Below are 23,379 nucleotides of genomic sequence, written 5' to 3'. Positions count from 1 at the left end.
CACGACGACGACGGCGGGCAGTATCAGTCTGAGGGTTCGCGTCACAACTCGATGAATGAATGCAAACAAGGCCGAATGCTGGAAGCCCATCGCGTATGTCCGCAAGCGGTACACATGGCTATGCAAAGGCATGCTTCACGCTTCGTGCAAATACACGGGGATCGACAGCAAGGTATTCGGAAGACTTCGGCTCTCGTTACTCCATTCAGGGCAGCAAGCGAACGTCTGCCCGGAGCACCGACGAAATGAAGATCCGTCAGCGATATGCCGCCGTTCGCTCAACGGCCCATACACCTTATCTTCGCCAGGAATATCCATGAAACTTTTCTCCGATCTGTCCGGGAGCGAAGCAGCGGCCAAGTTGAATAAGACGGCTCCGCAAGAAAACGCCGCGTCGAACGCGACTGCCGGCGCGCGAATCGTGTGGTTCATGGGTCCAAGGCCAAGCAGCCTGACCGGAGTGGGCCAGCATAGTCTCGAACTGGCGGCCGGGCTAAGGAAGTACACGAACTTCCGCGTTGAAACTGTCGACATCGATGCGCAGCCTCGCTCGTTCAAGCGCTACTGGACTCAACTGGTGCTGTATCCGTTGCGCGCGATCCGCGAAGCACGCTCATGCGACATGATCATCCTCTACCAGGAAGATCTGAGCTTCATGATTCCGATCATCCATCTCGCCGGTGGCCGGGTCTGCCTGATGTTCCATCACGTGCAGATTCCGGGGCACGCTCGCGGCATGGTGGAGAAGCTCAAGTCGCTTTATGTGAAGACGCTTCTTCCATTAGCGCCGAAGGCCGATCTCGTTCTCGTCGAAGCCGACTCGGCCGCGCAGGATCTGATCGAGGCTGCCCCCGTCAAGCCGGAGCTGGTGCAAATCGTACCCTGTCCATTCGAAAACAAATATGCACCGCTTGCCAAGGCGACACCGAGTGAGACTCGCGCTCAGGCAAGGGCAATCCTGAAAGAGCGCTTCGGGCTGGATATCGGCGATGCACTGGTGCTACTGAATGTCGGCTCCGACGAAACCCGCAAGAACAATCTGACGCTGTTCAAAGCACTGGCCAAACTGGCGCGCAAAGATCTGATGATCATTCGGGTAGGCAAGGCTTTCAACACCGCCAATCGAATGGAATGCAAAACGCTCGCCGAATCATCCGGCGTTCGCGCTCACTTTGCCGACTCCGTATCCGAGCAAGACCTCGGGTACTTTTATCAAGCCGCGGACATCTACGTCTCGGCGACGCTGCACGAAGGCTTTGGCCGCACCGTGATCGAGGCACAAATGGCGGGAACGCCCGTCATCGCATCGGACATCCCCGTGTTTCGAGGCTCCATGGGTGACTCGTTCCTCGCCGTGCCCAATCCGACCAATCCCGACGAATGGGCCGCAGCAATCAGTAATCTCGCGGACTTCCCTTCCCGGATGAGTGAATTGAGAGCGCGCGGCAAGACCAACGCATTGCAGTACTCGACCGACGTGGTGGCCACCCGCTTGCATCACATTCTGCTTCGTGCGTTTCGGGGCTGACAAAGCGGAAGGTGGGTGTGTGATGTATCGAATTGACCGAGCACCACCCACCTTGCTTTTCAATTCCATCGACGACAAGTCAAAGCGGCGAGTACTACATCGCGCAGAACTCGAAGGCAATGGCATCCCCAGCGCCGAAAAATCGGCGCCCGATAGCGGACTCTTTGTTCGAACAACGAAGACACGAGTCTTTGCTCGTAACGACACGCTTTACCTACGCTCGTCCACAAAGGTGTTGCGCGGAACCACGTGACGCGCGTGCCAGCGCGCTACCCGTCGATTCGTTGCCGGACGAGAAAAAGAGGAAAACAATCAGTTGCCAACTAACCAAATCCAGCGACAGGCAAAGCACTATATGCGCTTGCGCCCCTGCACCAATGACCACCAACGGCGTTTCAACCCGAAGTAAAGGCGATGCGGATCGAGGTTATTGCGTCGCATCACGCGGCGATACAACGCGACCACTTTCCCGCGGCCCCGCATCCACTTGTCCTCAATCTCGTCGCGCGTCGTCTTCTGATCGAGCCAGCTGAACTCGCGGTGTTCCGTCGAAACGGTAGCCGGAATATCGAAAACGACGACATAGGCAAAGCGCGCGGTTTCGGTGACATTCGGTCCCGCGCCATGCAACGTACGCCCCAGATGAACGGTGCATCCGCCGACGGGCACGGGGCAGAAGATCGCGTCGTCGGGATCGAATCCGTCATAGCACTCAATGCCGTGAGAGCGCTCCTTACCCGGAATCTTTCTGTGAGGCTGAACGGCCCAGCGGTGCGAACCCGGAATAAACCGAAGACAGCCGTTTTCGATTGTCGCCGGCTGCAGAGGTAGCCAGAAGCTCACCTCCTTGTAGTTGAAGCGCGGATCGTGAAACGCTTCGTCCTGATGCCACGGGGTCTCGGGGCCGGCGACAGGCGGCTTATAGAACAGGTGATCGCCGGCAAAGCGCGCCTGCGGACCCAGAACCTGCTTCGCGAGAACTTCGAGACGCTTGTGATAATTGGTCCGGCGCAACCGCTGGTTGAAGTTGCTCGGCATACTCAATTGAGTCAGACCGGTCGAAGCAAGAGGATTGTCACCGACGAAATCGAACAACGCGCCCTCTCGCGCACCTTTACCGGCGAAAATAAGCCGCTCGCAGATGCTTTTTAACTCCGCGATTTCATGAAGGGAAGCAATGTTCTCAAACGAACCGAAGCCTCGCTCCCAAAGAGCGGCAATCTGATCGGTGAGTAAGCTGTTTTGTTCGAGACGGTCGGGAAGGGAAAAGTTTGTTTGCATGTCTCCTCCAATGTTGTTCCGACCACAATGTTGTTATCTTAAAAATACCGATGTTGGCCATCTGTTCGATAACACCCATATCGCTACTTCTGCGCGGTTGCTACGTATGATTGTCGTGATTTTTAAATGCTCTGGATAATTGCTGCTACGCAATAGCAGATACAAAGCTTTGATCTTTTTCTTTTCACCCTTGCGTTGCGATATAAGCTCGAAACAGATGCCTCGTTGCGCCGATTCCAATTCGCCGGCGCGACTCAGGAGTACTTTCGCGGGGTGGCCGTGCGTCCACGCCGGTGCTCACCAGGATAGCGACGTACGACACGGTGTCAGGCGCGTTGCACGGATCTCTTCGCCTTCCGCTGACACATGCTTTGCGAAGCAAGGAAGATCTTCTTTGCGATCAACGCGTTCATCAAACCGCCGGCAGGCGAGTTAGCGGAGGTAGCGGGAATCAGTTGAGCGGCACCATTCGAGTTGTGATCCGATTTCAATACCTTGTATAGCTCCACGTACACGGAGCTTAACGCAAGACAATGCAATAAATAGATTAAGATAAAGACATCTCTAGAAAAACGAGATGCCAACAATAAACAGAGATTTTATTTTCAATTACCCTCTCAGTCTCCACTGTCAATTAAACGATAGGCCAGACAACATTCGATAAACGCATCAACACGGGAAGTCGACAATACGGTCAGCTCAATCACGCAAATAGGAAAAAACTCCCTTTCCCTCGCTGCACTCGAATAGCAGCGCACCGCTTAAAAAATACAGCCCGGAAATCGTTAAAGATAAACCGTACAGGGAAATTCAGCGGCGCGATGAAAGACGAGCCCGACAACGCCATCAGCATGCCGGCTACAGGCCACGCAGGCGGCCTCGCCGCCAGCACAGGAGCAAGGACTCATCCGAGTGCATCAACCCCGCTATGGACGCAATAGAGGAACTGGCGGCGAAAATCAGCCGATAAGAGACAGCAATTTCCGAGGGCAAATCGCTATGCACACGTGTTAATTTTGATACGTCGCCATCAGCCAATGACGCGATAGTAATAAATAGCCATCACGTCGGTATATTCCTATCACGCCTTGCCTCACTCAAAGTGGTGCGCAAAATTCATTCCCATCGTGACGTATGACATGATAGATCCACTGATAATAATAAAAATATCTCGGCCCCAAATTGCACAATTTGATAATTAATGAATAATTCCCTGAAACGATTCTTTTTAATTCACTCAAGAACGATAGCCAAATCCCGCCAAACCCTGAGAATTGAAATCGTTTTTATTCCCGCACATTACACCTTACTTCGTCCGATTAATACACTATGCCTTTTTCCGCCTGGCGACAGCGGATATCGAAAGGCAACCAGCCCAAAACGACAAACGCCCCACATGCTTTCGCATGCGGGGCGTTTGTACTTACAGGACTACCTGGTCAAAACGATCGCGCTCGAGTTTCCAGCGTCCTCTCAACCCTCACCGTGACACACTAGCCCGCTTCACCGGCTGCGTGGCAGGGTACTGCGCTGCACCAGTCTCTATCGGAATTGCGGACAACTGGCCTTCGCCGATGACGACACCGGTCTCCGTCTCCGGAACATACATCGGACGCAGCAGATCGCCCCACCGGTGCGCGAACACCGGCATGCTGAAGTTGCGTTCGCAGAACGCTGCAAACCGCGTCGCCGCTTCCATCACATCATTGAGATCCGCAAAGGGATCGGCGAGAAAGCGCTGCAGTCGCCCTTCATCCATTGCCAGCGCTTCGTCATCGAAATTCAGACCTTCGTACGACGCGTCATTGCCAACCGGCGGGCAACCGAACGAGATCGCCTCCAGTACCTTCGACTTGATACCGCCGCGCAGGAATGTCGGACATAGGGCGATCGAGTTCGGCGCGTAGACTTCGTCGAGCGTCTTGGCAAAGCCAGCGAACACGACGTTCGGTACCGCTTCGTATTGACGCGACATCCGCCCGTAAATAACCAGCGGCAAGTTCAACTCGAGCTTTTTCCATGACGCCACCAGGTACTCGATGGCAAGCCGGTTCTGCAACTGGCTGTCCGCGCCGACGAATACGAATCTGACCGGATCGACGGGCCGCACCATCGGCTTGATCGAATCGACCGGCGGTGCGATCACATGTACCCGCTTTTTCACCGCGTCGGGAAGAATACGTTCCAACGCATCGGCATCCGTCGTCGACACCAGCGTCACCGCATTCGACGCAGCCGCCGCCCGTCGCTCATGGCCCTTCAGTGCATATTCCTCATATCTGAGCAACATGTTGCGAGCGAACCGCGAATTGATCAGCGAGACGACGGCCGGCGGAATCGACTTCGCAAGGTAGCCAACGGACAACGCGAAATTGCCGGTCCGCAGAATATTGGCGCGTCGCGACATCAAGTCGTCCAGGTCGCTGATGATGTGGCTCGACGGATAACGCCGACGAATAAACGCCGCATAGTCGACCATCCGGATGCCATCGAAATAGATCACATCGGGCTTGTACTCTTCAATCGCTTCGACAAGCCGCCTCTTGCCGTCGACACTGGCGAACATCGCGACTTGCAGCGCGCAAGGACTGGCGGTGAGTACGCCGCCGGCCATCCTGAGCGCGGCGCGCAGTTTGGCGGACAACGTGCCGGCTTCAAATACGGAATGAATCTTGAGTTCACGCACATCCGCATTCATACCGATCGCTTTGCGAATGAAGCACAACGTGCGTTCGCGTCCATTCGATGCTGCCGGTGGGATGTCGCGGGTCATTACCATCAGTACGCGTTTTCTCATGGCGCCTCCGAACCGAGATAGTTCTTGAATCTCTTAATGAGCTGCGGACTCAGGTTCCGATCATCTGAAGTACCGCGCTGCCAATGCAAATACCGCCATCCTCATGAAGCCACTCACGCTCTGTTCGCATTAACCGCTTTGCTAACGAGCGCCCATTCCATTCGATCCGCCGGGTCAGCTGCGAGCGTCCCGATCCGCTTCGATCGCGCCCACGGCCGCTTCCTGCCGGTCCTGTCTCGCGGCGACCCGCAGCACCGCTTCGAACTGCTGTAGTTGCCGCGGCGGCAGAAAGTGATCGCGCCGCTCGTGGCAACGACGGGCCATCTGCTGGTAGAAAGCCGGGTCGTCGATAAAGCGGCGAATGAGCGTTCCGAGTGCTTCGACGTCGCCTCGCGGCACCGTCAGTTCGGGAAAGGCGGTGAATACTTCGGGCAGCCCACCGGACGTAAACGCAATGGACGGCTTGAAAAATTCCCAGGGCTCGAACGCGACCATTCCAAATGGCTCGTTCCACATCGAAGTAACAACGACGAGATCGACCAACGGATAAAAGTCTTTCGCCGGCATGAAGCCGTAGCGCACGACCCGCAAATCGGGGTACTCGGCGATCAGCTGATCCAGAATCTTTTCGTTGTCGCGCCCCGCGATATGCAGCTCGATGTTGGCGGTTTGCGCCGCGGCCGCGCCCGCAAAGAACTCGCGAATACCTTTGGTCGCGTCGGGGCGGCCGATAAAGCCGAGCCGGAATGGCGTGCGCGCTTCGGTAAATGTCGGAGGAACAGCGTTGAACGGCTGCCGCGCGTTATGAATGACGCAGGGCTGCGCGGCACCGAAAAAGTTTTGCCGCCGATGGCGTTCCAGCACGAAGTTGCTGACGCCGACTACGTGCCCAACGAGCCGCGAGAACCACGCCTTCGGCGTCGACACGCTCCGGCATCCGCGACACGCTTGCTCACAGGCGTGGCCGTCGCGAAACATCGTCGAGGTCGGACAAATCAACCAATAGTCATGCAGCACATGCACGACCGGAATCCGCAAGCACCATGCGGCAAGCCATATCGCCGGTCCCATTCCCTTCAGGTTGTTCGTACACAGCGCGTCGATATCGAGGCGCCGCAAATGGCGCAGTGCGTACAGGAAGACGAGTGGATTGAAGGTATCCAACGCACCGAACACGGCCTTTTTCAGCCCGCTGCGCTCGGCATGAAAGAACTGGTTGTAGATGTTCGTATTCGGCATGCTGTGCACACGAAGACCATCCACGAGCGCGTTTTCAGCCGAGCGCGAATCCGACAACGTGAAAATGCTCACGTCGTGCCCGCGGTCGCGAAGCTGAATCGCGAGATCGTAGACGACCATCTCGGTGCCGCCGACGACATGCGGCGGAAACCGGTTATTGCACAGACAGACCTTCATTGCGCACCCTTAAACGTTGCCCCTGCCCAAAAAAAACGGCAGCCCAGAACAGGACGATTGATAACGCCGTGCCCACCGCCGGCGAATACATCATCAACGCGGTGGGCATCACGAATGGCGCAATGCCGATCGCTGCGATCGTCACGAGCAATTTGATGGTCATCAACCGGTAATGCCGCGCGCCGATCAGCCACGTCGTGAGCCCGGCGTCGACGAACGTCGCAATCGAGCACGCGGTGCCGAAGATCATCACGGGAATGCCGGCTTCGAATGCATGGCCATAGATCAGCAGGAATACCGGCCGCCCGACGAACAGGCTGCCGACCAGCGCAATCGCAGCGATCACCGCCAGATATGCGCTGAGCCTGATCGCTTTGCGAAGCTGTTCATCGCCGCGAGCGGCGAACACCATGGCCGGCGCAAGCGCCAGCGCGAGCGTCGTACCGACGGAGTTCCACTGCTCGACGAGCGATGCAGCGGCCGCATAGATGCCGAGGTCCGCCTTCGACATCAGCGTGCCCAGCAGCAGACGATCCATCCGCAACACCAGCACACTCGCGACAATCGCCGGCCACATCCTGAGTCCGCGCACGATCAGCGTTCGTTTGATCATTTCCGAACCGTGCAGCGACGGCGGCCGATTGAACGCGAGTGTCCGATAGCGGCTGAACGGCGCAACAACGGCGACGTATGCTTCGAGCGGCCATGCAAACGACGCGACCACCGCCCCGACCGACGCGTGCGCGGCGCCCAGCAGCCACAGCACCCGCACGCCGCTCGCGTAGGCTTTGGCGCGCGTGATCACCCATGGCTTGGTTTCCGCGTAGGCCATCAGCGAGCCGAGCGCGATCGGTTCGCACAGCATCACGAGTCCGGCGACCAGCATCAACGCGCTGTTCGACGATTCGGTCAGCAGCGCGACGATCACCAGAAACAGCAGCGTCACGCTGAGCGTCGAGCCCAGACGTAGACGGAATGCACGGTAGAACACGAGGTGCCGCAGCCGTGGATGTCGGCCGAAGATCGGCGATACCGCTTGCGCGCTGAAGATCAGCGCGGCGCTGCTGACGACATACGCGAGCGACAACGCAAACTGCAATTCGCCGAAGAATTGCGCGCCATATAGCGTGGCGAACAGGTGGTTGCTCGCGACCGCCGCGAGCGCGCCTATTCCTTTCTCGCACACGACGCCGGACAGCGACGAAAACAGCAGGGTTCGAAAAGATTTCACTCTGCCACCAGCCGTTTCAGTTTGGTCGGCGTGGCGCGCGAATCCACCAGCACCCACCAAAGGAATGCCAACGCCACATAAAACAGCGTGCGGACACCGAAGAAGGACCAATAGTCGCCTTGCTGGATGCCGGAGCTTGCGTAGCTCAGTACCTTGACGACCAGCCAAAGCATGATCACGCCGCCGCGTAACGCGAACACGATCTGCAATGCGCACAGCGCCCCATAGATCACGCCCGTGAACGCGATGAAGATCGCGCCGCCGACGAACCCGAACCAGAAGACAGGGATCGCCATCTGTCCCATCGTGAAGGTCACGTCGTCCTTGATATACGTGTTCATCAGTTGCGGATCGCCGTATGCGAGCATCACGTCGCGCAAGCCGCTGTAGCCGATGGGGTCGTCGAAGCCTGGCTGATTCAGCTCCAGCAGCGACTGCGCGAAGCGCGAGAAAGCCGGCGTACCGCCTAACTGCGGTGCGCTGAACAGATGCGCGTCGTAGTCGACCACGTACCAGACCTGCCCCTGCAGCAGCGAGCGGTCCGTGATCGTGTTTTGCACATCGAGCCCCTGCCCCTGGTAAGCGGAAAATACCGAAGCAGCACCGATGATCAGCGCGACGCCGCCGCCGATCGCCATATACCGCAGCACCGGCTTGCCTCTCATCAGCAGCACGGCGACCACCGGAGCAAGCACCGACAGACCGAAGTGCAGCACCGACATGAACTGCTCGCCGTGAAGCACGTACAGGATGGTCGTCACGATGATCAGCACGATCGACGACCATTTGACCAACGCGTTCTTGCTGGTGGCAAGCGCGCCGAGCAGCAGCGCAAGAAAGACCTGATTGTTCAGGAACGTGTTGAACAACACGCTATCGGTGCCGGTACTTTCGTTGCGTAGCGTGTATCGGTTCACGCCGTTGAGCAGCGCGAAACCTTGCGTCAATCCGGCTGCCACGCCCGCGCCGATGATCGTCAGCGCGAGTGCGAATCCGAGCGCCACGCTGCGCGAGTCAACGGTGATCAGCGCGACCCGAACCTTCGGATCGCGAATGTTCAACGAGCGGTTAAAGCCGTACAGCGCGCAACCGACGAACACGACATAGAAAAGCAGCAGGCGGCTAAAAGCACCGTTCGGTTCACCCCGCACGCCCGTTTCGATCATCAGCCCGCCCGCCTCGATGCCGATGCCGGCAACGAAGGCGGTCATCGCGATCATCATGAAGTAGAGCATCGAGACCGAAAAGAGCGGTCGCGTCGCGACCAGATAGATGACCGCGAGCGCCGCCAGCACGAAGGTCCATGTCGCGCTCGCCTGCGCGTAGCCGAGATGCGGCAGCGCCGTGTTGAACAGCAGCGCGAGCAGCGTCACGATCGGCAGGATCAGGTGCTTCAGCGAAAGAGTCGGCTCGATGGCCTGTCGGATTTGCATGGCCGGTCCGGTTTTCAATTGGCAGCCGTGTGCTTGCCATTAACAGCGTCAACGTCAGCATCAGCGCCAACTGCCTTCATCAGACCGTCACGCAGCGAAGCGCACAGCACGTCCGAAAAGTACTGCCGCACGTTGAGCCTGCCGCGTTCGATCAGGCGATCCGCAAGAGCAGGGTCGGTCGCGAGACGATTGATCTGGGTTGCCCATGCGTCGGGATCGGTCGGATCGCCGACCGGCAGAAACGACTCCCCCATCGACGCCCGATAGACCGGCATGTTGGACGCGACGACCGGAATACCGGCGATCTGCGCCTCGATCACGGTGCGCCCGAAACCTTCGTGCAATGACGCGGACACGTACATGTCCGCAGCCTGATACAGGTAGCCGAGATCGTCGTCGCTGACGGAATCGAAGAAATGCGCGCGGATGCCCGACTCACTGGCGAGCGTCGTGCATTCCTTGCGATTGGCGAGGTTGAACGGCTGGCCCGCGCGAACGATGACGACATCCTTGCGCTGCATCCGCGCCAACGCGCGAAACAGCGTCACGTTGTTCTTGCGGGTCTCGTCCGAGCCGACGTTCAGCAACAGGATCGCGTCGCCGATATCCAGGCCGATGCGCTCTTTCAGAATCTCGCGAGAGCGGGCGCGTGCGGCGCGTGGCGTAGGCTCATCGAGCGGCGAGTACTTGTCCTCGAATGGGCAAGGCATGATCAGGATGCGTTCGGGCGCGACCGGCACCACCTCGCGCAATTCCGTCGAGGTCACTTCACTCTCGACGAGCACCAGATTCGCCCCCGCGACCTGCCGCCGGATCACGCGGATATAGAACTCCTTGAGCCGCTCCATCAGCCCGCGCGCCTGCCCTTTACGCTGCACGTGATGGAAAAACACCGCGACCTTGCCGCCCGCAAGCCGGATGAGCGGCACGAGGAAGCTCAGATCCTCCTGATAAAGCACGACCATGCTGCTCGAGCGCGACGCGCGGATTGCCAGTCGCGGGTACACGACGAACTGCCACCAGTAGCGTTTCAGTGAGCGGGCCGGCGCGGGAATCTCGATCGTCTCGACATTGAATCCAGTGGTCCTGTTTAGGGCCCGGATAAATATCAGGCTATGCTGACTCACGCCGTTCCAACTGCTCGAACTCGGGCCCATGAACCAGACGACTCGCACATCGTCACTCGTATTCGGCACCACACGCAGCGACTGACTCTGATTGTCCAGTCGGCTGGTTACCGGTCCCGTCAGCATCGAAAGAAGTCCCATGTAGATCCCTGATTGCGACGACGCGCGCCTGTCGCTTGACTACCCCGAGGTTGCACGTCGTCTATGGACGCTATTCAGTCTTGCTCAGACATGTACCGGTAAGCATTCGAGTAATACCCATAGCGCAGCGGCGATGGGGTAAAGCCGTTGAACACGAGACCGTCGACCTTCGTGCCGACTTTCGCGAGACGCGACATCGATTCGGCGACTTCCGCGTAGCTGACTTCTCCTTGCCGTGTGACGAAGAGCGTCATGTCCGCGAATCTCGACAGCGCGGCGGCGTCCGTGACCGGCAGGACCGGCGGAGAGTCGACGATCACCACGTCGTACTCTTCCCGCAGCGAAGCGATCACCGGTCCGAAGTTGTCGCCTCTCAACAGCTTGGCCGCCTTGCTGGTTTTCTTGCCGGCCGGCAACGCGTGGAAATTCTCGGTCGGCTTGGCAATCACATCGGCTGAATCGAGCGTGCCGTCGAGGACCCCTGATAAACCGACGCTGGTATTGGCGGAGAGATAGCGATGGACCTTGGACTTGCGCATGTCCGCATCGAGCAGCAACGTCTTGAGTCCCTTTTCGGCCAGCAGATACGCGAGGTTGGCCGAGATCATCGACTTGCCCTGGTTGGGCACCGCCGACGTGATCAGCACGACCTTGCTACCGTCCTTTTCCGCCAGCGAGCATTGCACGGCCAGTACGAGGCTTTCCATCGCTTCGATGATCGGCGTTTCGGTTTCCTCGGCGCTGATCAGGAACGTATGCTCGGGCTTGGCCGCCGCGATTTGCTGGGCCGGTGAAACCGGCAGGATACCGAGCGTATCGATACCGACGATCTGTTCCAGACGCTTCGGATCGCGAATCCGGCCGGCACCGAGCGCCTTCAGTTGCACGGCGACGAAACCGAACAGGCCGCCGGCCGCGCCCCCCAGCAGCAGTGCGAGCATCGCATTCGGACGGCTCGGCTTTTCCGCGACTTCCGCGTAATCGACGATCGACGCATTACCGCCGCTGCTCGCGGTAGCAATCTGCAACTGCTGTGCGTTGTTCATCAGGCCGACATACAACTGGTTTTCGACGTCGACATCGCGCGACAGACGCAGTAGCTCCTGCTGCAAGTTGGGCAGTTGCGCGATGCGGTCGGACAGCTTATGCGAAGCGGTGTCCAGTTCCTTCAGCTTGCCCAGCACCGCATCGAGCGGCGGCTGACCGAGCTGGTACTTGGAGCGCAGCTCCTGGTAAGTCAGGTTGGTTTCCAGTTTGGCCTTCTCGATCGCCGCGGACTGATCGAGCAAGCCTTTGATTTCGCCGCTTACGTCGATGCTGCCTTCACGCAGACGAAACGCGTTGAGCGCGTCTTCCGCTTTTTGCAGCCGCGCACGCACAATCGGGATCTGCGAGTTCAGGAATTTCAGACTGCGTTCCGAGTCCTGCGCGCGGCGCGTATCGTTGTTCTTCAGATACGCGTCGGCAATCGCGTTGACGAGGCGCGCGGCGTAGAACGGGCTGCTGTCGCCGAACTCCACCTCGAAGACGCCCGATTCGCGTTTGGTCTCGGCGACGTTGAGCTTCTTGATGATCCGGTCGACGGTCGACTGCGTGCCGTGCCGGGCGAGCGTGAATTCGGTGCCCGGGCGCGCGGTCACCGCCGTCAGCAGCATCCGGTAGTCGCCCGAGACAGCGAGTTCGCCGACCTTGCCCTTCAGCACTTCGGTACCGGTGCGGTCCAGCAACGTCCATTGGCCTTCGCCGTCGTACACGAGCTTGTACGGTTTGCCGGTCTGCGACGGAGGAACATCGAAGGAGCCGATCTTCAGATTTTCGCCACCCCATGCCCAGCTCGTGAGGCCGAGCGGCGCACTGGCGAGTCCATCCGGGTCACGCGGCAGCACCGTGGCGAGCCAGCGGCCCACCAGCGGGAACGTGTTCTTGACCGTGACGGTGGTTTGCGAGGCCGACGCTTCGACCGCCTGCGTGACGACGGTCCGCGAACGCGCGACGTCGATCTCGCCGAGAATCGGCGAGCCGTTCACATCCAGCGCGCGCGTGACCGTGGACAAAGAACCCAGCGCACTGCTTTTCTTGTCCTCGATCTGAATCAGCGCATTCGCCGAATACATCGGCGAAGCCAATAACACATATGCGCAGCCAAGCAATAGCCCTGACAAAAGTACGCTAACGAACAGATAGCGATAAGTCAGAACATTTTCCAATACGTCGAACATCGAGAATGTCGACACATCCTGAACAATAGTGGCGCTTGGCCCATGACCGACATCGTTGCGCATATGCAAACTCCGATTATTGAAAACGCTGAGCTGGCGTCGGGCGGAAACCGCCTGGCGGTACCTGGGACACCAGGGCTTGCGTGTCTATGCGTCCGGAAGATGAAACTGACGGTTAAAAAACCCTATTGGACTGGAATGCCAACGCCCCCGAATAACTCATAGAATGCAAACTTTCTAGCCACACTATCGGTTATGACTACAGTCAAATGGATACTGCCCGCGTTAACCCTCTGTTTCAGTGCGCTACCCCTCACTGCAAAATGTGAAGCGCTAATTCGAAATCTCGCGCCGGCCAATACATCGGCAAGTCATACCTTCGCGGCTACACGTAACGGTAATCTTGGCGGATCGACGTCGGTTTCAGACGTCAATATTCATACGCTTCTATATCCCGGTCACACGACCAAGGTGCTCGCGCATTATTTGCCGTGGTGGTTCAATCCCGAATCGCGAGGGGTCGCGGTCGGCTATCGCTCGGACGATCCGGAACAGGCATTTCGCACCTTCAAGGACATGCAAGCGCGTGGTGTCGATGGCGTGATCGTCGACTGGTACGGTCAGCACGATGGCAACGGCCAGCCCGAGCCGATCGACGTTGCATGGCGTAAATCGATGCCCGAGCTGGCGAAATTTCCCGCTATGTCGTTCTCGATCATGGTCGACGCCGGCACCTACAACTTCAATCATTGCAAGGGTTGCGACGTCACTCAAACGGTGCTGTCACAACTCGACTATCTGTCGCACACGTACTTTTCGTCGCCGCAATACCTGCGATATGACGGCCATCCGGTGGTGTACGAGTTTGGTCTCGACTGGTCCGGCAAGGTCGACTGGTCACGCATTCAGGCGGCGCACCCAGAGATATCCTGGGTTCACATCCACAAGCAGGGCTTCGATCGGGACAGCAGCGCGGGCGCTTTCGTGTGGATTGCGCCCGGCTTCGCCGCGCACAAGAAAAGCGTCGCGGATCTGGACCAGTTGAAGGAGTTCTACCGATACGCACGCACCGAGCCGACGAAGATCGCCACCGGCGGCGTGTTCAAAGGCTTCGACGACCTGCTGGCCGCATGGGCGAAGCCGAACGAAAAGCATTACATGCCACAAGCTTGCGGCGCCACGTGGCTGCAGACCTTCGATGTCATCAATCAGAACTACAGCACCACACGCCAGCTACCTTTCGTCCAGCTGATCACGTGGAACGATTACGAGGAAGGCACGGCACTCGAATCCGGAATCGACAACTGCGTCACACTGCAGACGCATCTTTCCGGTAATACGCTCGCCGTCGACATGTCGCACGCCGACACGGTCGATCATCTCGAGCTGTATCAGTCGGTCGAAGGCGGTGAATTTCGTCTGATCAAGAGCTATGCGCCAGCGACCGCTTCAATCGCGCTGCCGGCTGGTACTTCCGGCACGCTCTATCTGAAGGCGGTCGGTAAGCCATTCTTCAGGAATGTCGTGTCCGCGCCGATTAGCGTCGAGCTGCCGAAATAACGTTCGCGGCGATGTCCATGGCGGAGTCCGACGGACTCCGCGTGTCATGCAACGGCTCATGCATCGACTCATGCGTGAACCGGTCGAGCAATTCCGGTAGCCCGTCGATGCGCGTGCCGAGCGCCGCACTCAGTTCAAGGTCATACTCGCCCGCCGGTGCCAGCAGGAAACGCTGCGCGACGCCCGCTCGCGCCGCCGCCTGCAGATCCGACGGCTTGTCGCCGACCATCAGTGATCCTTGCATATCCAGATCGAAGTCGACGCGCGCCTGCTCGAACATGCCCGATTGCGGCTTACGGCAAGCACACGCCTGCCGATACTCGCCGAGCCCGAACTCCGGATGGTGCGGACAGTAATAGACCCGGTCGATGCGCGCGTGCCTGCATCGGAATTCGTCGAGCATCCAGTCGGTGAACGCGTGGAACTGATCGACGGTGAAATAGCCGCGCCCGATGCCCGCCTGGTTCGTGACGAGCACCACCACATAGCCCGCGTGATTCGCCGTTCTGACGAGTCCGAAGATGTCTTCGTTGAACACGCATTCGTCGGACGTGTGCAGGTAGCCGATATCGACGTTGACGACGCCGTCCCGATCGAGAAATAGCGCTTTACGAGTCATGGGCGGATCGTTCACACATCAGCGGCACCACCTGCTGGGCGCGCGCATAGTCCGACGGAATACCGATATCGATGAACTCCGTGATGTCTGGAAAGACCCGCATGTCGAGCGAGCCGATCTGCCGGCGCAGGAAATCGTCTTCAAACGAAAAGCGTTTGGGCAGATCGAAGCCGAGCAGACGCGCCGCGTCGACCGCGTACACGCCGGCATTGATGAAGCCCGGCGCCGCTACCGGCCGCTTTTCTTCGAACGCGATCAGGCGCTTCGAGCCGGTGTCGAATTCGAGTGTTCCGTACCGTGACGCATCGGGCACGCTGGTCGCCGCGATGGCGAGATCCGCACTCGTGGCGTTGAAAAAGCCGGCGAAAGCGGGCAAATCCAGATTCGTGATCGTGTCGCCGTTCAGCACGATCATCCGCGGCGCGCCATAGCTGCGCAGCGCATGCATGATCGCGCCGCCGGTCCCGAGCGGCTCGTCTTCCTCGATGATGGTCACGGACAATTCCAGCGATTGCCGCTGCAGCCAGTCGACGATCTCGCCACATCCATAACCGAGCGACAGCACGACATCGGTCACCCGTTGCTGTTCCAGCCAGCGCAACATCCACGCGAGAAACGGCTGGCCGCCGACGCTGGCCATCGCCTTAGGAAGACCTTCGCCGAGAACCGGCCGTAATCGCGTGCCCAGTCCGCCCGCCAGGATCATGCAAGGCAGCATGCTGCTCATGATCCGAAGATGTTCTGCTCGACGATACCGCAGACGATATGGCCGCACACCAGATGGCCCTCCTGGATCTTCGGCGTGGACTTCGACGGAATCTCGATGCACAGATCGGTCAGCGCGCGCATCTTCGCGGCGCCCTCTTCATGGCTGCCCGTGAAGCCGACTCTGAACATCTTGCGCTCCTTCGCGACTTCGAGCGCGCGCAGAATGTTCGGCGAGCGGCCGGACGTCGAGTACGCCCAGAAAACATCGTCCTGTTTGGCAACGGCTTCGAGCTGTCGCGCAAACAGCTTTTCATAGCCGTAGTCGTTGCCGATTGCCGTCATCACCGAGGTATCGACGGTCAGCGCGAATGCCGCGAGGCCCGGTCGATCGAAATTGAATCGGCTGACGAATTCGCCGGCAATATGCTGTGCATCCGCTGCGCTTCCGCCATTACCGGCGAGCAATATCTTGTTGCCATTGTTCAGCCTCGTCGTGATCTCGCGCGCCAACGCTTCGACCTGCTCGATGACGCGCGGGCTCCTTGCCAGCGTGCTCAGAACTTCAACGGTCTTTTCGATTTCTTCGATAACGGAAATGCTCACGATATTCTCCATGATTGGGCACCGTTTTCTGTGAACGTGCAGGACATGACCTGGCCATCGCGGCTGCCAAGCGCGCGTGTTACGGCCGGGCGATCGATCGGATCGACGAAGAACATCATGAAACCCCCGCCGCCGGCGCCCGACACCTTGCCGGCTTTCGCGCCGGCGTTAGTGGCAATCCGCCACAACTCGTCGATCGACGGATTGGAAATGCCTTTGGCCATGCGCTTTTTCGCTTCCCACGAGTCGCGCAGCGCGGCGGCAATGCCGCCGAAGTCGGCACGCAACACGGCCTCTTTCATCCGGGTCGCTTCAGCTTTGACTTCATGAAGAGCAGCAAGCGGATCGGTCTGGTTCTCGACCACGTTGTTGGTCTGCTCCTTGATGATGTTGGCCGATTCGCGCGAGACGCCGGTATAAAACAGCACCAGCGAAGCTTCCAGTTCGGCCTTCGTATCCTGCTTGATCCGCAGCGGATTCACGATCACCTTGTCGCCGTAGAACTCCATGAAGTTCAGGCCGCCGAACGTTGCCGCGTACTGGTCCTGCTTGCCGCCCGCGAGCGCCAGATCGATCCGCTCGATGTCGTGAGCGAGTTTCGCGACGTCGTATTCGCCGAGCGGTAGTGACAGCAGCTCGCAAAACGCCTGCACGAGCGCCACCACGACGGTCGACGACGAGCCCAGTCCGGATCCCGGAGGCGCTTCCGAATGCGTGGTGATCGATACGGCCAGCGGATGTCCGCCATTGAATTGCCTGACGATCCGGTTGTACACGCCGACATGCAAGCCCAGCCCCTTGATTTGCGGGAGTTCGGGCGTGATCTCTCCGATCCAGCGCACCTGCGTGTCCGCGGCGGTCAACTCGATCCTCGCGTCGTCGCGCGGCACGATCGACGCATAGGCAAACCTGTCGATGGTGACGTTGAGCGTCAGTCCGCCAAAGCGGTCGGAATAAGGCGAGACGTCGGTTCCGCCGCCAGCCAGTCCAAGCCGCAGGGGCGCGCGGGAGCGGGCGATAAAGTGCGTCATGATTTATCCTTCCTCGGCAATAGAGCGGCTGTCCGAAGCCGCCTGATTCATCGCGACCTTGATCGAGCGCGCGACTACGCTGCTAACGACTCGGCTTTCGCGTGCTGTCCGCTCAGGAACTCCCGCACCCGTTCGCAAATGAACGTGATGTCGTCGCGCGTTAGTGCGGGATAGCTCGGCAAGTTGATGCCCCGGCTCGCGATCTCGTCGGCCACCGGAAAATGCTGGCCCGGCGCCGCGTACATCGACATTTGATGGACCGGATAGAAGAGCGGACGGGTTTCGATACCGTCGTGCAGGAGCGCCGCGCGCAACGCGTCACGATCGGCGGCCTCTTCGACCAGGATCGATACCATCCAGTAGCTGTGCCGCGTGCGCGGGTTGACCGCGTGCACCTGTACGGGCAATCCGGCCAGACCCTCGCGATACCATTCGGCAATTTGCTGCTTCTTCGCGATCAGGTCGTCGATAGACTCCATCTGCGCGCAGCCGATCGCCGCGGCAATATTCGTCATTCGATAATTGAAGGCGATCGCATCGTGCCAGTACTCGCGCTCGCTACTCACACCCTGACTTCTCAGGTGCCGGATTTTGCGGTCCAGTTCGGCGTTGTTGGTGACGACCATGCCGCCTTCGCCGGTCGTAATCGTCTTGTTGCCGAAAAAACTGAAGCAGCCGACATCGCCGATCGTGCCCACATGGGTGCCGTCAAAGCGCGTGCCGATTGCTTCCGCGCAGTCTTCGATTACATACAACGAGTGTTTTTTCGCCAACGCCATCACGGCGTCCATCTCGGTCGCCTGACCGTACAGATGCACGACCATGATTGCCTTGGTCCTGCTGGTGATCTTGCGCTCGGCATCCTCGATGTCGATCTGCCAGTACGCGCGTTCGCTATCGACGAAAACCACATCCGCGCCGGTGTACTTCACCGCGTTCGCGGACGCGATGTAGGTCAAGGTCGGCACCAGTACTTCGTCGCCCGGGCCGATACCCAACGCGGCCAGCGCGACGTGCAGCGCGACTGTGCCGTTGCTGACCGTCACCGCATGACGCGCGCCGATCCACGATCCAAACGATTCCTCGAACTGGCCGACGTATTTGCCCTTCGAAGAGATCCACGTCGAGTCGAGACAGTCCATCACCAGAGCTTTCTCGCGACCATTGAGGTACGGAGCGTAGACCGGATATTTGAGGTTCATTGTTGTTTCCTATGATCAACGGCAAAACGCAACGATAGGAAAAAATGCTGAGCGGCCGGATTCGCCGTTATCACCGCTCACTCTCAACGCTCGTCGTCCCGTCTGTCCGGACTGCGAGTGCCGCCCCTGTCCTTGCGGACTCAAGTTATTGTTGTTGCCCCTGCCATAGCGGATTGGAAGATCAGTCGCGAGTGCATACTCGTCGGTGGCATGCGACCGCACTGATCGGTCAACCTTATGCAGAAGTTCTTTCATGCTTCGGCTCACGAGCCTATGCATGTATCGGCTTGCTACGGAACGCTACGCATCGCGAGCCCTCGTGCAGTGCCGTTGGTAGGTAGATTAAGGTTCGTTCTCCGCGCGATCCGTGCGCTGCACAACACAACATCCGTGACCGTGGCGCGCGGGTCTGCAAGCGAATCACGCCGTTTTCGCGCAGACGAAATGCCGCATCACCGAACACGGTCGGTGCTCTTTAGCGAAATTCCGAGAGCGTCTGGCGTGCGTGCGGACCGGCTCGATGCCGGATCCGATTTCGACGGGAAAAGACTGGGTAGAGGGTGACGCGCGGCGTTGTCGTTCTCATTTGCGCGTTCAAAGATTGGAGCGCGGGCTGACCGTCAGCAGCGCCGGCGGCAAGTCGGAACGGCGAAGAATGAACGCCTACGGGCCACGGAAAGTGTTATTCGGACCGACTGTCCGAATAGAAAGGAGCGGCGCAAGCGCGAGGTGGAATGGGTAGACGTATCACGTCAGGCAGTCGGTGCCGCCTGACGAACAGAAGGACGCGATGACACCACGACACGACAGACTGATCGCACGAAACGGATCGCAAGATCGCGTTTCGCGGAGTGGTTGAGAGCGGCTTGGTAGACGACTTAGTAGACGACTTAGTAGACGACTTAGTGAGCGACTTAATGAGCTGCGCCGCGCGGATAAACATACAGGCCGGCCACGTTCACCGCGCCGGTCAATCCTTCCTTCGGTACCGCCGACACGAGCCAGCGTGTGTGAGCGCTTTGTATTTGATCAGCCGTGCAACGCGCTGCGGGAGTAAACAACAGCTGCCAGTTTTGCGCGATACAAAACGGCACGCGGCCCTCGCGCTTCGCATACGCCTCTACACCCACCAACGTAGTCCACAGCTGTTCCCAGTTCGTGCTGTTATCGAGATCGAAAACCAGCACGCCGTTGCCCGCGTCGAGATCACGGATAGTGGTATAGGCGGCGGGAATCCGAGGGTCGTTGTATTGAGCAGCGTACTCAGGCGGTTGATGAATGCGAATCGCGGTGAACGCTCCAACGGCCACGCAAACGAGTACCGCAACAGGCAACGTCGTAATCACCACGTTGTCGATCAAACGCTTCAACAGCAAGCTCAGCGCGAGCGCGGGAACCGCGTAATAGAAGATGCCGACATAGGTCAACGAAAGGTCGTCGACGCCGACAACGGCATAAAAGACAAAGGCCACCGTCGCACTCGCCAGTGCCAACGACAACGCGCGCTCGGGTGCGATACGCCCTTCATTGTCCCGTGCCGGGTGATTGGTCACGAGCACCGCGCAGGCCACCGCGCCGAACAGAATACCGAAGATGCCATTGCTCCAGAAAAGACCGGCAAAGCGCACGGCATCCGCGAGACGATTGGCTTTGTGCGCGTGTCCGAAAGCCGCGTATTCGGCGAGCGGTCCTGGAAAATGAAGGATCGTCTGGAGCGCGAGAGGCACGAGAAAAAGCACGACGATCGCCACTGCCGCAACGATCGTTCGACGATTGCTTGCGAAGTACTGCCGGCTCAACACCCTGCTCTGGCTAGAACCCGAACGCGACGTGACCCATGTATTGGCTATCAGCGCGCACGCCAGCATGATCACGGTCATGCCGAGAAAAGACGCATGACCGTTGACGAGAAATCCGAGGCTCACGGCAAGCAATACGAGCCCATCCGCGCGCCCCATGATCAATGCACCGATGGCCACCGTGAACGCCGCAAACGCGAAGTAGTACAGATGCGGGAACCACGGTCCCACAAACGCCTGGTAGTTGATATAGGCAGTCACGCCGACGAATAGCGCCGTGGTGACGATCGCCGTCGCGGCGGCGCCTTTGGCCGCGCGCTGCATTCGGAGCAGAAGCGCGCCGATCGTCGCGATCCAGAAACCGGACAGCAGTGCGACCGCGTGAAGCTGACCGGAAAACGGCGACGCGACCCAGTGCGTCAGTTTGAAAAAGAAGACCTCACCCGCGGCAAGTACATAGAGAAACGCGGGACCCGGATGATTGAAACCGACGCGCGAGTAGTTTCCAACCAGCAGCTTCAGATGTGCCGCGTCGGTGATCAACAATGAGTTCGCCGCAAAGTCACCGACTTCGTGCAACGAGACGGACGCGAAAGTCTGACCGAAGCCGATGATGAACAAGCCGACGCAGATCGTCGCAACAACAAATACCGCCAACCCTTTGAACATCGAGCACCTGTTTTCGTTTTATCCAGCACGTTGCTCCGATCCGGCGCGGCACGGCACGGCGCCGCGCAGCACAGCGCGTCGATCCATCACTTGACGAAGAACGCGCAAGACGCCGGCGACAGGAGCAACGTGATGATCGAAAACGGGATTCTAAGGTAGCCGGCAACGCGCGATGAAAGCGGATGCAAGCGGCGGCCACGCATGTCCGCCGCTTGCGTGCTAAGCCGGCACGCCCGACTCTTCGAGCCGGAACACGGCAATCGCCTCTTTCAGAACGATCGCCTGCTCTTCGAGCGACTTCGCCGCAGCCGCCGCCTGCTCGACGAGCGCCGCGTTGTGCTGCGTGACCTCGTCGATCTGCGACACCGCTTTGTTGACCTGCTCGATGCCGTCGCTCTGTTCGAGCGCCGATGCTTCGATCTCGCTCATCACACCGGTCACGCGCTCGACCGCCTTCATCGCTTCCTGAATCGTCTTCTGCGCATCGGACACGAGCGACGCGCCCTGTTCGACCTTGGCCGCCGATTCACCGATCAGCTCCTTGATCTCCTTGGCCGCCGAGCCCGAGCGCTGCGCGAGGCTGCGCACTTCCGAGGCCACCACCGCGAAGCCGCGCCCCTGCTCGCCCGCGCGCGCTGCTTCGACCGCCGCGTTCAATGCAAGGATATTGGTCTGGAACGCGATCCCCTCGATCATGCCAATGATCTCGGTGACCTTGCGCGACGACTCGCTGATGCCGTCCATCGTCTCGGTGACGCGCGACACCACCGTGCCGCCACGCGTGACCGTATCGAGCGCGCCGTGCGCGAGACGGTTCGCCTGCTTCGCGTTGTCCGCGTTCTGCTTCACGGTCGCCGACAGTTGCTCCATGCTCGCCGCGGTCTCTTGCAAAGCGGCCGCCTGCTGCTCGGTACGCGCCGACAGATCGGCGTTGCCGGCCGCGATTTCGTTCGCCCCCTGCGTGATCGCGCTCGTGCTGCCGCGCACCTTCGCAACGGTGTCGACGAGGCCGTCGCGCATGCGCGTCAGCGCCCCGAGCAACTGGCCCATCTCGTTGCGCGAGCGGACCTTGATCGCGCCGCTCAGATCGCCGGCCGCCATCCGCTCGAAGTGCTGGACCGTTGCGTTGACCGGCTTGATCAGCGCCGCCGACAACGCGACGCGTGCCGCCACGCCGATTACCAGCGCGATCACCGCGATCGCGCCGAACAGCAGCGTCGCGAGCTGGAAGCGTCGCGCGCCGGTGGCCGCCTGTTGCTGCTGGTTGTCGAGCTGCGCGTTTTCCAGCGCGTCGATCGCCTTCGAGTAAGTCGAGTAGAGGTTGTTGGCCGTGTCGCCCTGCAGGTTGCGGAACGTGTTGAAGTCGTAATCGGTCAGCGCCTTGAATTCCGGTTCGAGCGCCTTGTCGACCAGCGCCGCGCGCGCGTCGCCGACGCTCTGCGCGAGCTTGCGCTCGGCATCGCTCTCGAACGGTCCGGCCATGTAATTGCGGAAGTCGTTGTTCGAGTCCGCCAGCACCTTATGCGCTGCCGGCAGCATGCCGTCGGTCTGCTTGCCGACGCTGAACAGCGTCTGAAACGTGCCCAACGCGAGCTGCACCTGCAGAAGCTTTTCCGAACTCGCCTTCAGATGCGACAGCGCGACGGCACTATGCTGCGCTTCATCGAGGCTATTGTTGGCGAGCTTCAATGCGCCGTAACCGACTGCGATCACCGTCAGAAGGAAGGCGACGAATACGCTGACGACCAGCGTGAGCCCGCCACGAATTGTGATGTTGTTTAGCATTGGATCTCCGGTACGTCCTGCCTGGGTCTTGCATGATTGCGGCGACACATTGGCCAAGCGCGCGAACGGATCGTCAGCCGCCGGGCAACCGCCAGTCGTCACGCGAGCCGAAGGTAGGCTCGACGGATCTGATACGGCGGTTTGGTTCGGCGGTTCATTCAGCGATGCATGACCGAATCACATCGCGAATCGCCTGAATGAACGCTGAGCGGTCGTTGCGCGATTACACT

Annotated in this window: 16 protein-coding genes; 2 read left to right on the top strand and 14 right to left on the bottom strand. The window is 59.4% G+C overall.

Going from position 1 to position 23,379, the window contains the following annotated elements; translation table 11 throughout:
• The first annotated feature begins 316 nt into the window (after window positions 1-316).
• Window positions 317-1,528 (top strand): glycosyltransferase, encoded by a 1,212-nt coding sequence (locus L0U82_RS03425; RefSeq protein WP_233828509.1) that lies wholly within the window; start codon window positions 317-319, stop codon window positions 1,526-1,528.
• Window positions 1,529-1,879: 351 nt separating this feature from the next.
• Here the strand turns inward: L0U82_RS03425 and L0U82_RS03420 are convergent, their stop codons facing one another.
• The 7 genes from L0U82_RS03420 to L0U82_RS03390 form a co-directional block, all read right to left on the bottom strand.
• Window positions 1,880-2,809: a phytanoyl-CoA dioxygenase family protein gene (locus L0U82_RS03420; RefSeq protein WP_233828507.1), complete on the bottom strand. Its 930-nt coding sequence runs from the start codon at window positions 2,807-2,809 to the stop codon at window positions 1,880-1,882.
• A gap of 1,480 nt (window positions 2,810-4,289) precedes the next feature.
• A complete protein-coding gene (locus tag L0U82_RS03415) occupies window positions 4,290-5,606 on the bottom strand; it encodes a glycosyltransferase (protein WP_233828504.1) in 1,317 nt (438 codons plus the stop codon).
• 174 nt (window positions 5,607-5,780) lie between these two features.
• Window positions 5,781-7,022 (bottom strand): glycosyltransferase, encoded by a 1,242-nt coding sequence (locus tag L0U82_RS03410; protein WP_233828502.1) that lies wholly within the window; start codon window positions 7,020-7,022, stop codon window positions 5,781-5,783.
• Window positions 7,000-8,253 (bottom strand): lipopolysaccharide biosynthesis protein, encoded by a 1,254-nt coding sequence (locus L0U82_RS03405; protein WP_233828500.1) that lies wholly within the window; start codon window positions 8,251-8,253, stop codon window positions 7,000-7,002. The genes L0U82_RS03410 and L0U82_RS03405 overlap by 23 nt, the downstream gene beginning before the upstream one ends.
• A complete protein-coding gene (locus L0U82_RS03400) occupies window positions 8,250-9,686 on the bottom strand; it encodes a DUF6418 domain-containing protein (protein ID WP_233828498.1) in 1,437 nt (478 codons plus the stop codon). The genes L0U82_RS03405 and L0U82_RS03400 overlap by 4 nt, the downstream gene beginning before the upstream one ends.
• Window positions 9,687-9,700: 14 nt before the next feature.
• Complete coding sequence (locus tag L0U82_RS03395) at window positions 9,701-10,954, bottom strand: glycosyltransferase (protein ID WP_233828496.1); 1,254 nt, start codon at window positions 10,952-10,954, stop codon at window positions 9,701-9,703.
• 74 nt (window positions 10,955-11,028) lie between these two features.
• Complete coding sequence (locus L0U82_RS03390; RefSeq protein WP_233828495.1) at window positions 11,029-13,236, bottom strand: polysaccharide biosynthesis tyrosine autokinase; 2,208 nt, start codon at window positions 13,234-13,236, stop codon at window positions 11,029-11,031.
• Window positions 13,237-13,644: 408 nt separating this feature from the next.
• Here L0U82_RS03390 and L0U82_RS03385 point away from each other — a divergent pair, with 408 nt between their 5' ends.
• Complete coding sequence (locus tag L0U82_RS03385) at window positions 13,645-14,733, top strand: hypothetical protein (protein ID WP_233828494.1); 1,089 nt, start codon at window positions 13,645-13,647, stop codon at window positions 14,731-14,733.
• Here L0U82_RS03385 and L0U82_RS03380 read toward each other — a convergent pair.
• The 7 genes from L0U82_RS03380 to L0U82_RS03350 form a co-directional block, all read right to left on the bottom strand.
• Window positions 14,711-15,352 (bottom strand): D-glycero-alpha-D-manno-heptose-1,7-bisphosphate 7-phosphatase, encoded by a 642-nt coding sequence (locus L0U82_RS03380; protein WP_233828493.1) that lies wholly within the window; start codon window positions 15,350-15,352, stop codon window positions 14,711-14,713. The genes L0U82_RS03385 and L0U82_RS03380 overlap by 23 nt on opposite strands.
• A complete protein-coding gene (locus L0U82_RS03375; RefSeq protein WP_233828492.1) occupies window positions 15,342-16,079 on the bottom strand; it encodes a nucleotidyltransferase family protein in 738 nt (245 codons plus the stop codon). The genes L0U82_RS03380 and L0U82_RS03375 overlap by 11 nt, the downstream gene beginning before the upstream one ends.
• Window positions 16,076-16,675 (bottom strand): D-sedoheptulose 7-phosphate isomerase, encoded by a 600-nt coding sequence (locus L0U82_RS03370; RefSeq protein ID WP_267929302.1) that lies wholly within the window; start codon window positions 16,673-16,675, stop codon window positions 16,076-16,078. Before L0U82_RS03370 ends, L0U82_RS03375 begins: the two co-directional genes overlap by 4 nt.
• Window positions 16,660-17,694 carry a GHMP family kinase ATP-binding protein gene (locus L0U82_RS03365; RefSeq protein WP_233828491.1) on the bottom strand — a complete coding sequence of 345 codons (1,035 nt, stop codon included), beginning with the start codon at window positions 17,692-17,694 and terminating at the stop codon, window positions 16,660-16,662. Before L0U82_RS03365 ends, L0U82_RS03370 begins: the two co-directional genes overlap by 16 nt.
• Window positions 17,695-17,768: 74 nt before the next feature.
• Window positions 17,769-18,896, bottom strand: a complete 1,128-nt coding sequence (locus L0U82_RS03360) for a DegT/DnrJ/EryC1/StrS family aminotransferase (RefSeq protein ID WP_233828490.1) — start codon at window positions 18,894-18,896, stop codon at window positions 17,769-17,771.
• A gap of 914 nt (window positions 18,897-19,810) precedes the next feature.
• Complete coding sequence (locus tag L0U82_RS03355; protein ID WP_233828489.1) at window positions 19,811-21,364, bottom strand: hypothetical protein; 1,554 nt, start codon at window positions 21,362-21,364, stop codon at window positions 19,811-19,813.
• 219 nt (window positions 21,365-21,583) lie between these two features.
• Complete coding sequence (locus tag L0U82_RS03350; RefSeq protein WP_233828488.1) at window positions 21,584-23,149, bottom strand: methyl-accepting chemotaxis protein; 1,566 nt, start codon at window positions 23,147-23,149, stop codon at window positions 21,584-21,586.
• Between the last annotated feature and the right edge of the window lie 230 nt (window positions 23,150-23,379).

Source organism: Paraburkholderia sp. ZP32-5 (assembly GCF_021390495.1).
Classification (GTDB): domain Bacteria; phylum Pseudomonadota; class Gammaproteobacteria; order Burkholderiales; family Burkholderiaceae; genus Paraburkholderia.
This window is presented reverse-complemented; position numbering and strand designations above follow the sequence as displayed.

Bases quoted from the DNA above. Each gene is read 5' to 3' on its own strand.
- L0U82_RS03420 (WP_233828507.1), bottom strand. From the start codon at position 2,809: ATGCAAACAAACTTTTCCCTTCCCGACCGTCTCGAACAAAACAGCTTA.
- L0U82_RS03400 (WP_233828498.1), bottom strand. From the start codon at position 9,686: ATGCAAATCCGACAGGCCATCGAGCCGACTCTTTCGCTGAAGCACCTG.
- L0U82_RS03355 (WP_233828489.1), bottom strand. From the start codon at position 21,364: ATGTTCAAAGGGTTGGCGGTATTTGTTGTTGCGACGATCTGCGTCGGC.
- L0U82_RS03415 (WP_233828504.1), bottom strand. From the start codon at position 5,606: ATGAGAAAACGCGTACTGATGGTAATGACCCGCGACATCCCACCGGCA.
- L0U82_RS03350 (WP_233828488.1), bottom strand. From the start codon at position 23,149: ATGCTAAACAACATCACAATTCGTGGCGGGCTCACGCTGGTCGTCAGC.
- L0U82_RS03360 (WP_233828490.1), bottom strand. From the start codon at position 18,896: ATGAACCTCAAATATCCGGTCTACGCTCCGTACCTCAATGGTCGCGAG.
- L0U82_RS03365 (WP_233828491.1), bottom strand. From the start codon at position 17,694: ATGACGCACTTTATCGCCCGCTCCCGCGCGCCCCTGCGGCTTGGACTG.
- L0U82_RS03370 (WP_267929302.1), bottom strand. From the start codon at position 16,675: ATGGAGAATATCGTGAGCATTTCCGTTATCGAAGAAATCGAAAAGACC.
- L0U82_RS03390 (WP_233828495.1), bottom strand. From the start codon at position 13,236: ATGCGCAACGATGTCGGTCATGGGCCAAGCGCCACTATTGTTCAGGAT.
- L0U82_RS03380 (WP_233828493.1), bottom strand. From the start codon at position 15,352: ATGACTCGTAAAGCGCTATTTCTCGATCGGGACGGCGTCGTCAACGTC.
- L0U82_RS03395 (WP_233828496.1), bottom strand. From the start codon at position 10,954: ATGGGACTTCTTTCGATGCTGACGGGACCGGTAACCAGCCGACTGGAC.
- L0U82_RS03410 (WP_233828502.1), bottom strand. From the start codon at position 7,022: ATGAAGGTCTGTCTGTGCAATAACCGGTTTCCGCCGCATGTCGTCGGC.
- L0U82_RS03425 (WP_233828509.1), top strand. From the start codon at position 317: ATGAAACTTTTCTCCGATCTGTCCGGGAGCGAAGCAGCGGCCAAGTTG.
- L0U82_RS03375 (WP_233828492.1), bottom strand. From the start codon at position 16,079: ATGAGCAGCATGCTGCCTTGCATGATCCTGGCGGGCGGACTGGGCACG.